This is a genomic window from Pseudogracilibacillus auburnensis (genome assembly GCF_003201975.1).
GTDB lineage: Bacteria > Bacillota > Bacilli > Bacillales > Amphibacillaceae > Pseudogracilibacillus > Pseudogracilibacillus auburnensis.
Genome location: NZ_QJJQ01000009.1, coordinates 13,338 through 26,496, shown reverse-complemented (window position 1 = coordinate 26,496; position 13,159 = coordinate 13,338). Strand labels below are relative to the sequence as shown.

At 31.8% G+C, this 13,159-nt stretch carries 10 protein-coding genes; 2 read left to right on the top strand and 8 right to left on the bottom strand.

What is annotated here, in order from left to right:
* Positions 1-117: 117 nt before the first annotated feature.
* The 8 genes from DFR56_RS12695 to DFR56_RS12660 form a co-directional block, all read right to left on the bottom strand.
* A complete protein-coding gene (locus DFR56_RS12695; RefSeq protein ID WP_158525632.1) occupies positions 118-2,235 on the bottom strand; it encodes a glycosyltransferase in 2,118 nt (705 codons plus the stop codon).
* On the bottom strand, positions 2,235-4,292 hold the full coding sequence (locus DFR56_RS12690; protein ID WP_110395829.1) for a CgeB family protein: 2,058 nt from the start codon (positions 4,290-4,292) through the stop codon (positions 2,235-2,237). The genes DFR56_RS12695 and DFR56_RS12690 overlap by 1 nt, the downstream gene beginning before the upstream one ends.
* Positions 4,293-4,328: 36 nt before the next feature.
* Positions 4,329-5,237 carry an ABC transporter ATP-binding protein gene (locus DFR56_RS12685; RefSeq protein ID WP_110395828.1) on the bottom strand — a complete coding sequence of 303 codons (909 nt, stop codon included), beginning with the start codon at positions 5,235-5,237 and terminating at the stop codon, positions 4,329-4,331.
* Positions 5,238-5,255: 18 nt separating this feature from the next.
* Complete coding sequence (locus DFR56_RS12680) at positions 5,256-6,083, bottom strand: ABC transporter permease (protein WP_110395827.1); 828 nt, start codon at positions 6,081-6,083, stop codon at positions 5,256-5,258.
* A 25-nt stretch (positions 6,084-6,108) separates the two neighbouring features.
* Positions 6,109-7,365 (bottom strand): nucleotide sugar dehydrogenase, encoded by a 1,257-nt coding sequence (locus tag DFR56_RS12675; protein WP_110395826.1) that lies wholly within the window; start codon positions 7,363-7,365, stop codon positions 6,109-6,111.
* Between the two features lie 33 nt (positions 7,366-7,398).
* Positions 7,399-8,736 (bottom strand): glycosyltransferase, encoded by a 1,338-nt coding sequence (locus tag DFR56_RS12670; protein WP_244916526.1) that lies wholly within the window; start codon positions 8,734-8,736, stop codon positions 7,399-7,401.
* 2 nt (positions 8,737-8,738) lie between these two features.
* Entirely contained in the window at positions 8,739-9,938 is a 1,200-nt protein-coding gene (locus DFR56_RS12665) for a glycosyltransferase family 4 protein (RefSeq protein ID WP_110395825.1), read from the bottom strand.
* A 140-nt stretch (positions 9,939-10,078) separates the two neighbouring features.
* Positions 10,079-11,176, bottom strand: coding sequence for a glycosyltransferase family 4 protein (locus tag DFR56_RS12660; protein WP_110395824.1), 1,098 nt, complete (start codon positions 11,174-11,176; stop codon positions 10,079-10,081).
* 746 nt (positions 11,177-11,922) lie between these two features.
* Between DFR56_RS12660 and DFR56_RS12655 the strand changes: the two genes are divergently transcribed.
* Together DFR56_RS12655 and DFR56_RS12650 are read left to right on the top strand one after the other, a co-directional pair.
* Complete coding sequence (locus DFR56_RS12655; protein WP_110395823.1) at positions 11,923-12,204, top strand: hypothetical protein; 282 nt, start codon at positions 11,923-11,925, stop codon at positions 12,202-12,204.
* Positions 12,205-12,330: 126 nt separating this feature from the next.
* Positions 12,331-13,140, top strand: coding sequence for a VOC family protein (locus DFR56_RS12650; RefSeq protein WP_110395822.1), 810 nt, complete (start codon positions 12,331-12,333; stop codon positions 13,138-13,140).
* Positions 13,141-13,159: the final 19 nt, after the last annotated feature.

Here is a 13,159-nt window from a genome sequence, read left to right as displayed (position 1 = left end):
ATATTGACGAAAACAGCAAAATGATACTATTCATTTTATTAAACAGATTCAAATCCTTAACTAAAGAAAAGCATGTACCTTTTCTGGCACATGCTAACTTGTTCGTAATCATTACAGTCATTCACCAAATATTATATCATCTAATTTGCTAATAATAGTTCCCATGTCGTATTTTTTTACCATTGCTTCATAGTCATGTCTTGAATCAGTTCTGTTTTCAACCTGATTCAAGATCAGTTCTACCGCTTCTTTTTCATTTTTAACAACATTCTCTAGCGGATATAATGTTTCTGCTCCTGGCCAATTGAATACAATTGGTATCGTTCCACTCGCCATCCCTTCCATTGGTGCCAGGTGGAAACTCTCTACATCACTTGTTGATAATATAAAGTTAATATTTGTAAACCATTCAGCAACATCGTCTCCATGAGATTCAAAAATAACATTTTTTCTCCATTTCGAACGTTTTATCTTTTTAAATAATTTTTTAAAATATATAATTTCGATCGGTTGCTTCCATAACCACGGTAAATCCTTTGGGTGCTTCCCTTTAATATAAAGTTTAAATCGCTTGTCATGATTATATAATTCTTCAAAAATTGTAATTGCCCGATCTAATCTTTTTAACCTCGGTAAATAACCTAATAAACCAATATGGTATTCAACATTCTCTTGTTTTAGTTTATTGAAGCGATTTACATCAACCATATTAGGAATGATCATCATTTTATTTCTAGGTATATTCTTCACGCGATGAAATTCTTCGTAAATATGTGTGCTTATAGCTATTACCTTCGTTACATTATTAAAATTAACAAGCTGTAAATGATCGGTAACTAATTCTTGACGATGAATACGAATATATAGTTTTTGCCCTTTTAGTTTATTGTTGGAGTAAAAAACCGCATTCCCTAAACCCCATTCACAAAATATAATATCTGCCTTCTGAAGTAAGCTAATACTTTTACGTTCATCATGAGCACTGTGATTTCTCCATTTATCAATTAACACATTGTATTTTCCAGATTGTTTACAATGATCAATATACCAATTAAGGAATTTAAAGTCATGACTAGCAAATAATATCGTAGGTTTAGATTGAATTAGTTTATTCAATTCGCTAATAATCGCTTTACTTACATTTGTAATTTGATATTTCTCACTTGCTTGATAACAACGTTTAGCTGCTTTTCTAAAGATTTCCTCATTTGTAAAGGCTAATTTGATTTTTTCAACTAGTTCGTCAAAGCTATTACAAAATAGCGGATAATCTTCACCTAATAACTTTACATACTGTTTTGTTTTTCTGACAACGACCGGTTTTCCACTAATGCCGTATTCCAAAAACTTTGTCGATAACTCAAGACTTTGATCATTGTCTATTTCCGATGATCGATAAGCAAAGCCTAGATCGGACGATTCGATCAATTTCATAGATTCGTCTCGTGATACAGCACCAACCCAATTAATTCCGCTTGTATTGTCAAATTGATCCGCTATCTTTCCTTTTCTTGATGATAGGTCCGCTTGAAACTTATCTCCAGCAATATTTAAAGATAACATATCAATATCTTTTTTCACTTCTAAAAACGTATCAAGCATTGCCTCTGTTTCCCACATTTTAGCGAACTTTCCAGTATAAACAATTGAAAAATTAGAAATACCGAATCGAGGTTCTGTTCCGATATCCGTAACTGTAGGTGGTAAAATAATAAACTTTTCACCTGAAACGTGTAAATGATCAATTAGATAATCACGCATCTCTTCCGTCTGGACAAAGAGTGCCTTAGATGTTTTATATGCTTTCTTAAAGAACTCTTTGTCATTTGAAGACTTCGTAAAATTAAAATCTGTAATATAAGGAATTAATTTATAGGCATATTTCTTTTTTAAGCAATAGGAAGTTAGATCTTTACCTCTTGTGACGATAATATCATAGTTGTTTTCCTTGTCTAACTTCTTTATTACTTCACTAGCTTCTTTCGGCTCTAACCTAGGAGTTCTCTTTAATATGGTTCTACCCGCTACTCCAAATGGATTAATAAACGTTATATTTTCTTGTTGCTTAATATTATCCATTACTTGTCTTCTTTTTACTGGAGTCTTTAAAAGAATACTTAAGTCTACATTTCCATTATACGTTAAGATATTCGCTAAAGAAGTTAACCAAATTGCAGACCCATCCATAATATTTAAGTTTTGGTCACCATATAGTAATATTTTTATTCTCTTCATCATTGAAGCTCCTTACTATTACGAGATTCATTTCCGAATGAAAAATTAAATTTATCGGAACTAAATATTCTTTTCCCTTCCTGTTTATATAGAACTTCAATCAGGTTGGATCTACATTGAACGATATCCTTTAGTGAATAATATTTTATGTCCTCCACTGTTAATACGGCTGTTTCTTCATAAATATTGTCTACATACTTATATTCATGTTCAGCATAATTGTAATCATCTAACGCATCCATAAGACTCTTTTTCCCTACGATATCTGCATTCGAATAGATACATGCATGCATTAAATCTTCTAAATAATGCTCTCCGTATGTGTACTTTGTATCCATTACCGTAATATATTTCGTATCAATTAGCTCTGTAATATCCCTATTTTTTGTGTGATGCATTAAATATGAAGAGTATTTTTCATTATTGTACTCATTGATTATTTCTTCATGACCCTCAAATAAATCCAATACCAAAAACACTTTGATATGTTCAAACGTTTGATTTTCAACAATGTTAAGTGCTTTTCCCAATTCTTTTCCTGATGTTAAATAGAATAAGATTGTCACATCATCTTTACTTTTACGGTATGTCACTTTTACCGTATCCAATATATATTCCATTCTTTTTTTGTACGTATGTTTATGAAATACTTCACGCATTCCTTCTATTGCTCGCTTACGATAAAAAATTATATCTGTCATCAAACGCTCAGTTTCTTTCTTAAAATCTGGTTCATTTTCATATATAGTAATAAGATCCTTGAATGTTTTTTTCAATCCTACAGCATAACTACTAATGACTGGAGTTCCACTAGCTAACCCTTCAAAAACTCTTCTTGAAAACATTGTTGGTGAATTTTTCACACTATTAACATTTAAAATCAGACGGTAATCTTTATATGCTTTATAGATTTGATGATATGGGAGTGAACCTAAAATATTATTTTTAAATTCATTTGGAAAATTAAAGTCTGTATTACTTTTTCCATAGTTTCGATCAAAAATATCTAAACCAAATTCTTTCGCAACCTTTAATACGTCATCCATATCTTTCTTCCGTTCAGGGTGACGATTTGAATAATAAGAGCCCGCAAAAGAAATTCGGCTCTTTTTATTGTTGTCAGCAGTGATTGGATTATGAATTGTTGGATTAGCGGCGAATTGTAGCGTGTAAACACGGTCATGTCCTACAAACTTTCGATAAGCTGGAATCATATCCGCGTCTGTTGTAAAAATATAATCAAATAATGCCGCCGTTCGTTTAAATTTTTCAAAGTGTACCGGATCCTCTTTATTCCAAAAAACAGTTGGAATTTTATGTTTATTACACCATAACAACAGCTCTTTTAATTTTTGATTCTGATTATTATTGTTATATGTTGCAACCTCGTATTCCCATGATCCCTGATTTCCTTTCCAAGCAGATTCCACCATTAATAAATCAGGTTTTTCATGTTCAAATACGATTGACCAATTGTCTGGGGTAAAGGTCGTTAATGACACGACATTTTTAAAGCTAGCCATACTAAACTCATCAAAAATACAAGCCATTTTTATATCTTGCATTTTTTTCCCACCTTGGCTAGCAAGTTCGTCTATTAATCCATATTTTTTGGCAGTAAAATTAGTAATCTCGACTTTCCCTTTTCCCGCGAGTCTGATTGCTATCCGTGCATATTTCGTTTGGGGTTGAGTAGTGATGATTTTTTTATCGTTTATTTTCAAACGGTTCGTATGAATCCTTTTATATTTTTCGTCATACTCTAGCAAATAGAAAATAACATCTACATTAGCTGACTTCACTCCAGAAATTTCGAATATATTTTGTTTATCTAATAAAATCTTAGGTTCATTTTTCCCTACATGGGAAAACTTCGTATTATTTTCATATAGCGTTAAATAGTCTACTCTTCTTGACTTAGATTCAATTGACATCGTGTTACTATCTACACTCATCTTTATACGATTCTTATTAAAATTCCAACTATTAAATTGAAAAATATCCTTGGGAAGGTTGTCAATTACTGTATCATTCTTTTTACCTCTTAATTTAAACATTGATTTTTCTCATCCCCCAGAGTTAAGTTTGTACACTTACAATCCATTCGTTAGTAGTAAGATACCCATAATAACTACAGGAACAACGACTAAAGTACCTTTAACCATTTTAGAAACGAAATTTCCGCCCCTCTGCTTTTTATGATGCTGCATTTCTCTAATTTGTTCGCCAAACATTTCTGCCTTATATTTCTTCTTACCCGCTTCTGGTAAGGCATTAAACCATTTGGTAAATTCAGTATAATTTTTCAACACTCCGTCTGCATTACCGAATTCCTTAATTTGGCCATAATGCATCCAGATAACTTTTTCACAAAATGATTTCATCTGACTAGCTGAGTGACTAATGAAAAATATCGTTTTACCTTGTTTTTTAAACTCGTCCATTTTCAATAAACATTTTTGGGTAAATGTGCTATCCCCTACCGAAAGTGCCTCGTCAATAATTAGAATATCGGGATCTGTATGGACGGAAATAGCAAACCCTAATCGGGATCTCATCCCACTAGAATAATCTTTCACTGGCTGATGAATATAATCGCCAATATCGGCAAAATCAATAATATCAGGTTTTACCTTTTCAACTTCTTCTTTTGATAATCCGTGCATAATACATTTTAATTCAATATTATCTAACCCAGTTAAATTATTATTAAGCCCAGCGGAAATAGCAATTAACGAACTCACACCATCAATGTATACTTCTCCACCCGATGGTTGTAAAACTCCTGCCAAAATATTGGACACGGTAGATTTACCAGATCCATTTAATCCGATAATTCCAATCGTTTCCCCTTCGTAGACTTTAAAGTTGATGTCTCTTAAAGCCATAAATTGTTTATTACCATCTTTTTTAATTGATAATAGATTTAAGATCTTATCGGAATTCTTCGCGTACAAGTCAAAGGTCTTCGTTACATTTTTTAATCCCACTTTTTTATTCATTTTAAATACATCCCTTTATTACAAATAGTCCATGAAATCTTTTCTGAATTTCAAATGCAAAACGGAGCCAAAATATAGCAATGCAAAAGTAACTATCCAAAAATATCCCATGTATATTAAATCTTCGAAAAACCACGCTTTTCCTAATACGGAGTCCCGAAATCCTTGCACAATATAATATAACGGATTTAATCGTAAAATATTTTCTAATAAACGTCCAAAATCACCAAGCTTTTTAACAATTAGATCTGTACTCCAAAGGATAGGTGTTAAATAAAATAACATTCTCATCATCGATTGCAATAAAAGCTGAAAATCTCTCACTAAAGTAGAGATTGTTGAGGCAATGAGAGCAAACGCTATTAAAAACACATACATTGCAAAAGTATAGTAGATTATTTGTAATGTGTATAAAGATGGTGTTATTCCATATATAAATGAAACTAGGAATAGTATAATAAGCATCACAATGAATTGTGGCGTACTACTTACAATTCGAATCGTAGGTAATAAACTAATTGGAAAATTCATCTTTGAAACGATTCCTATCTTTTGGTGTACACTATTCGCACCTTGGATGATGGAAGGTGCAATAAAAAACCAAGGGACTAAACCAGCCAGTAACCATAAAAAGAAAGGTGTGCCATCTATAGGAGCACCCCCTCTTATTCCTAATCCAAATACAAACCAATAAATACCTATTTGAATGGCTGGATTTAAAAATTGCCAGAAAGAACCTAAATAATGAATTTGATAACTGCCTTTTAATTCAAAGGCAGCCATTCGAATAATTAATTCTTTATTGTCAATTTGTTCACGTATTACTTGTCTCACAGACTTTAACATATTTTTGCATCCTTTATAAGGGGGTTTATATAAATTTATACAAGTTCCCAAAATTAATATATTGTATACTGTCTGAATGTTCATTTACAACATTTTTCGTATCAAATACAAGTTGAACATTCATTTTCTCAAAATGTTTACTAGTTAGATGTTTGAATTCTTTATGGTCACTTAAAATTAATACAATATCAGAACCTGTTAATGCTCTTTCTATATCTTTTTCTACAAAGCTTAAATTAACATGCGGATCATAAGCAACTACTTCATATTCTGAACGAGCATGTAATGCTTCGTATATATCCATTGCAGGACTTTCTCTAATATCATCTACATTACCTTTATACGTTAAACCAAAAACTGCAATTTTCTTACCATTATTTTTTGTTAACAACTTTTCAGTAGCTTGGATGACATACTCAGGCATTGAATTGTTAATTTCACGCGACAAAGTTATCATTTTCGCTTGCTCAGGTGCTTTCGCAATAATAAAATAAGGGTCAACAGCTAAGCAATGTCCTCCAACACCTGGGCCTGGATAATGTAGATGAACACGCGGATGTTTATTGGCCATTTTAATTACTTCTAATGCATTAATATCTAATTCATTACATACCTTAGTTAATTCATTAGCTAACGCAATATTTACATCACGGAATGTATTTTCCATTAACTTAGACATTTCAGCCGTTTTAGCATTTGTTTTTATGATTTCACCTTGAACGAAAGTTTCATAAACTTCTACTCCTTTATCTGTACATACCGGAGTAATCCCACCAACAATTCGATTGTTATGGACGAGCTCATACATGATTTGACCAGGTAATACACGTTCTGGACAATGTACTAAATAAATATCCTCACCAATAACAAAACCTGCTTCTTCTAATCTTGGTTTTACATGGTCATTCATCGTTCTAGGTGCTATTGTCGATTCAACAATGACAACATTTCCTTTTTCTAGTAGCGGAATAATTTTTTCCACAGACTGCATAACATATGTGATGTCACAAGATTTATATTCATCTGCTTTATTTGGTGTAGGTACCGCGATGATAAATGTGTCTGCTTTTTCTGGTGTTAAAGATGCACGAAATTTTCCAACATGCATAACAGACTCTAAAGCATCTTGTAATCCTGGCTCCTCAATATGAATCTTTCCATTATTCAGTAATTCAATTGCCTCTTTTTTCACATCGACTCCAATTACATCGACACCATGGCTAGCAAACATGATCGATGTTGGCAAACCAATATACCCTAATCCAATCGTACAAAGTTTCAAAATAATACCTTCTTTCCACTATACTTTAGTTATTTAATAATCTCGATAAACTTCGAGTAAATTTTTTTGTTCTATCTCCCAATTATACTTTTTTCGAGCTTTTTTGCAATTGTTGCTAAAATAATCACGTTTATCGGGGTTATCTAATAAATAATTAACACCTCTCGCAATTTCCGCTGGGTCATGAGGGTCTATCGTAACACCAACTTCACTATCTTCAACAGCACGTTTTATTTCAGGGAAATTACATGCTACGATAGGCACTTCATTCATCATATACTCAAATAATTTATTTGATGAAGCAGACCAATGATTAAAACATACGTTATTTAAAACTTGAAAACCTAGATACGCATTTTTTGTATATTTAGGTAAATCTTTTATAGGTACTTTATTAATAAAACGAATGCCATCTTCTAATTCTCGTTTTTTCACCATTTGCTGTAATTTCCCTTTAATTTTTCCATCTCCAATAAAAACGAGTGTACCTTCTTTGAAAAGCGGAAAAGCTTCAACCAGATTTTCCAAACCACGTCCTGGTTGAATGCCACCTTGATATAATAAGATTTTCTCCTTTTCTGGAAGGCCAAGGATTTTGTGAAGATCTATTGTTTCGTGAACCTTTTGAATTTCTAATGATGGATAATTGTGTAACACATGTGGATAAAAACCATACAATCGTTCGTTATAATTTGCTCGTGTATGGTTTTCAACCATCATACTATCTACTTTCTTAATAAGAAAACCTTCAATTCTTTTAAACCATGGGCTATCATATCCTGTACGGCTGGTTTGCACCTCATGTGAGTCATAAATTAATGGTCTTTTTTTAAGTCGCCATTTGGAAGTAATATAACCTTGTGGTAGTGTATTTAAATCATTGGAATGATAAATATCATAATTACCAATATAACCTTTTATAATCATTTTTAAAATTAAAGTACTATACGTAATAGGAACTCTGATTTTGGATATAAATAAACTTCCCGTTACAATTAGAAGCGATAGAAAAATCCATGGACTTACATAACATATGGCTCCTAAAACAAATAATAGCGGGATTAGTAGCCACTTTTTTGTCACCGTAAGTTGATAAGTCTTTAGTAGTATGGAAAAAATGATAGGATCTCTTTTCAACCTGTAAACCCTAAAATGTTCATTAACTTCTTCATATCTCTCTAAAGTAGGATCATCTGGATCATGAATGCATATTAGTTCAACATCATAACCATTTTGTGATAAAGTTGTGCATTCCCTCAAGACCCTCGCATCATTTGTGAAATGATTCCAAACAAACATACCTACCCGTTTCATTATGCTTTCCCTCATTATATTTATAAATCTTAGGTTATTTCCACCCAAAACATTCATATTCAACTGATTATATCAAGTAATTTATTAATGTTTTTCTCCCAAAGGAAATCTTCTTTTACGGTGCTTAAACAATTTTCTTCGAGCTGTAATAGTTTTTGTGGATTGTTTTTTAGTATTACAATTTGATTCACAATAGCATGCACATCTTGATGCTCAAATACATAGCCGGTTTGACTTTCAGTGATTACTTTTGCTGCAACACCTTTAACACCTGCAATGATTGGGGTTTTACAAGTCATATAATCTATCAACTTGCCAGGTAAAACTGTAGAAAAAACATCTTCATCATTTAAAAAAGCAATAGCTACCTTACTGTTCTTAATTAATTCCAAGCTTTTTTTTCTTGTAGACGGTTTATGCAGTACCACATTGTTTAAATCATTTGAATGTATATATTCAGTAAATTCATCTGCTTTTACACCATAACCAATTACATCAAAATAAATGTCCCTATCATTTAACATTCTTGCTATTAACTTTAATCTATCAATATCTTGAGCTAAACCAATGTTGCCAGCGTATATAATACGAAATTCTTTGTCTACAATTTTAGTTTCTACAATTTCTGATGCGCGTGGCCCATTAGGTAGATAGATAATAGGCGTAGTGGAATCTTCTTTTAATTTACTTTTAATATGTTTTGTAAATCCCTTACTATTAATAACGATATACTCAGCCATTTTGTACATTCTCTTTTCCAAAATGCGAAATAAATTAATTATTACTTTATTATCAAATGTTTTTACACCTATTAAACTGTCCGGCCATAAATCTCTTACCTCCAAAATCAGTCTAGATTTCATCAGCTTTTTTCCGAAAAACGCTGAAAATACAATAAATATCGGTGGTGTACTTACATATATATAATCATATTTTTCTTTCCTTAATTTCCACATTAACAGGATAAACCGATACATTATTTCTAAAAAGAAAAACAGCCTCTTAATAATATTTTTTGAAAAATTTCTATCCTTTATAGGAACTCGAATAATTTTTTCCGTTTTTTTATTTAAGTCTTCATCATCCCAAAACACACGATCTTTATACATGCTTTTGTTTGGATAAGCGGGTTCTGTAGTAAGTATATGTGCTTCAACATTATTTTGATTAAGTAATTGAAAAATATTTTTCATTCTATTACCCGCACTACCTATTACAGGATAAAAATTTTGTGTCATTATTAAAACTTTTTTTGTCATGAATAACGCTCCTACTAATAAATAGGTACTAGCTCATTTTATCATAGTTTTAAGTATTGTGTTACATAATTACTTTACATATTTTTAACAATCCAGTCATAAACAAACGCAAAGTCTTTTTGATTATGTTCGTTATTCTTTTAGTCTTTATGATCATTTGGTGATATTATACGTTGTCGTATCCCAAACATTTTTAATATAATATCAACAACCGGGCGCTTCCCCCCCATCACAAGTCCAGCAATTTCAGCAAGAATATGAATCAGTACTAGAACGATACATGTAACTAGGAGCGAAATAAAAAGGGATGCTTTCGCAAATAGAATTGCCAATATACCAAATATGAGACTAAAAGCATACATAATTAAAACGGATTGTCGATGTGTAAAGCCAACCCGCAGCAATTGATAATGGATATGTTTATTATCAGGCTTCATAATTTGTTGTTTATTTGTAATTCGGCGCACAATAGCAAAAAGCGTATCAAAAATCGGGACAGCTAGGACAATGACAGGAATGATGAAACTAAAAAGGGCAATATTTTTAAATAGCCCAAGCATAGAAATAACCGCAATCATATACCCTAAAAAGTTTGATCCTGTGTCACCCATATAAATTTTTGCTGGATAAAAATTATGATATAAAAATCCTAAATTGGCACCAATAAGGACGATACTTAAGTATGCCGCAAATATTTGTAAGTCAACAAGTGCCATAACAAACATACTTAAAAGGGCAAATGTTGATACTCCTGTTGCAAGTCCATCAAGCCCATCAATTAAATTAATTGCATTCGTAATGCCCACTACCCAAAGTACCGTAATAAGAACACTGAACACTCCTAAATCAATCATTCCGATAAAAGGTAATGTCACACGTTCAATAATTAATCCAGAAGAGATTAAGAATGAAGCCGCAATTAATTGCCCAGATAATTTAATAATCGGACGTATATCAAATTTATCATCCAAGATGCCAGTTATGACAATAACAAGTGCACCAAGGGAAATCTCTAATAAATGTACATGTTCAGGCTGCAAATAGAGAAGACCTAAAGCAGCTCCAATAAATATTGCTAATCCACCAATTCGTGGTGTCGCTTTTTTATGTATTTTTCGTTGATTCGGAAAATCAACGATATTAAATTTAAATGCAAGTTTTTTCACCAGAAATGTAAGAAAGAAAGTTGATATGAGAGCAATAAACGACGCTATCATTAAGTCAACATAATTTAGCATATTATTCTCCTTAAATGTAAGAAAATGAATTCATTATTTTATATTGTTTGCTAGCTTAAATTATAGCGAAACTATGTCGACTGATGCAAATAATAGTTTGATTTTGTTGAAGAACGTTTTTGAGGAAATGAAGTGCAAAATAAGGACAACTGCATGGGGCAGTATGGTGAAACGGTGTTTTTAATATGTTTCTTGATTAGAAAAAAATATGTTCATTTCCTGACAGGATAAGCTGGAATTTTAGCAGCATGGATATAGGAGATGAGACGGTAAAACTTTACGGCCGTTTGTGCTACTTAGACTTCTTTGTGAAAATCATTGAAACGACTCCCTTATTCAGAATAACTGAGTACGGTTTACGGATAACTTATAATAGAGCCTTTCAACGATCTTAGCTTTCATAAGAAATGTCAGAGGGTCATTGTTAAATTATTACTTATCACTCTTTCCCTCTTTTTAGTTTATTTACTTTCTTTTCCGTTAAACCTGTCACCATAATGATCAGCTTCATATCTAACTTAATTTGTATCATTTTTTTAGCTATCAGCTGGGCTTGATATTTTGGGAGCTTTTCCAATATCAATGAATAAATGTTATTTTAACCTATCATCTTCCTCACTACCAAATAATGCAGAGGGGAATGCTCGAGAACATTGATTTTTCATGTCTAGTGTAACGATTTAGGATCTCTTCACATATTCATAATTGTATGGATGATTACCCAAACAAAAAGGATGATGTAAAAGATGATAACTGCATCAAAGAAACTAAAATTATTAACATTAGCGACAAAATACGGTGTAGAAGTTGAAAACTTTTTCCCTGGAAACATTGTCATTAGCATCGCTGCATGGGATCGATATGAAACGAAAATTATTCAATTAATGGAAGACTTAAAAAGTGATCCACATATTAAAAATATTATATGGGATCAAGGTGTCGTTAACATTCACTATGTTGAACATGCACTAGATGATAAAAAAATAATTAATGATTGGCTACGTATCTTCGAAAAATATTCGTTTTGAATATTTTTCGATCAGTTAATTCCTAGTTTTTATATAGGATTAGTTTTTTTATTTCTTGACTCCCTAAAGTTTTCCTGTATAGTAATAGTTAATTAATTACAAATTATTAATCTTTGGAGGGGAAAAATGACATTAAAGTTTGATCATCTTATACAGTTTGTTCATGATCCAAAGAAAGCTATGAAGATTTTTAATGAGCATGGTTTTCATGCTGTTGAGGGTGGTGTACATGAAAATCGTGGAACGTATAATGGATTAAGTTATTTTGATTTAAGTTATATTGAATTTTTGGGAGCCTATGATAAAAATTTAGTCAAAGAAACTAAGCATCTAGATTATAGTTTATTTTCTACTATTTTAGATAATAATTTTTCTGAAGGTTTTATTCGGACAGCAATACGTACAGAAGATATCTTAAAAACTGCTGATCGCCTAGAAAAAAAGGGCTTAACAGTACATGGACCAGTTTCTTTACACCGTAAAACCCCAAACGGAACCCTTATTAAATGGAAGTTATTATATGCTGGCAACCAAAAAAGTGGACCAGAACTTCCCTTCTTTATCCAATGGAATGAAACAGATGCTGAACGTAGACGTAAGTTAACAAAACAAAAAGTAATAAGCAATCATCCAATTGGAAATGTACAAATAGATTATGTAGCTTATGCAGTGAAAAATGTGAATCAAATTGCGGATCAATGGGCAAATATACTAGGTTTACAGACAGAGCCTTTCACTTATGACGATAAACTAAATGCAAGTGGAAAGAGGTTGTTGCTAAAAGAAGGAAATATTTTATTACTTGAACCGAAAGGAAATGGGATTGTTTCAAAAATCATTGAAGAGAGAGGAGAAAGACCATTTAAAGTTTCATTTTTCGGATCCTCAGAAAAGAAGTCATTCCATTTATATAGCGGTCAATTTGAATTAAAGTAATTTTTTTATAACTTAATTC

Excerpts from the sequence above, each read along its gene's own strand:
- DFR56_RS12695 (WP_158525632.1), bottom strand. The coding sequence starts at position 2,235 with ATGAAGAGAATAAAAATATTACTATATGGTGACCAAAACTTAAATATT.
- DFR56_RS12690 (WP_110395829.1), bottom strand. The coding sequence starts at position 4,292 with ATGTTTAAATTAAGAGGTAAAAAGAATGATACAGTAATTGACAACCTT.
- DFR56_RS12685 (WP_110395828.1), bottom strand. The coding sequence starts at position 5,237 with ATGAATAAAAAAGTGGGATTAAAAAATGTAACGAAGACCTTTGACTTG.
- DFR56_RS12680 (WP_110395827.1), bottom strand. The coding sequence starts at position 6,083 with ATGTTAAAGTCTGTGAGACAAGTAATACGTGAACAAATTGACAATAAA.
- DFR56_RS12670 (WP_244916526.1), bottom strand. The coding sequence starts at position 8,736 with ATGAATGTTTTGGGTGGAAATAACCTAAGATTTATAAATATAATGAGG.
- DFR56_RS12665 (WP_110395825.1), bottom strand. The coding sequence starts at position 9,938 with ATGACAAAAAAAGTTTTAATAATGACACAAAATTTTTATCCTGTAATA.
- DFR56_RS12660 (WP_110395824.1), bottom strand. The coding sequence starts at position 11,176 with ATGCTAAATTATGTTGACTTAATGATAGCGTCGTTTATTGCTCTCATA.
- DFR56_RS12655 (WP_110395823.1), top strand. The coding sequence starts at position 11,923 with ATGATAACTGCATCAAAGAAACTAAAATTATTAACATTAGCGACAAAA.
- DFR56_RS12650 (WP_110395822.1), top strand. The coding sequence starts at position 12,331 with ATGACATTAAAGTTTGATCATCTTATACAGTTTGTTCATGATCCAAAG.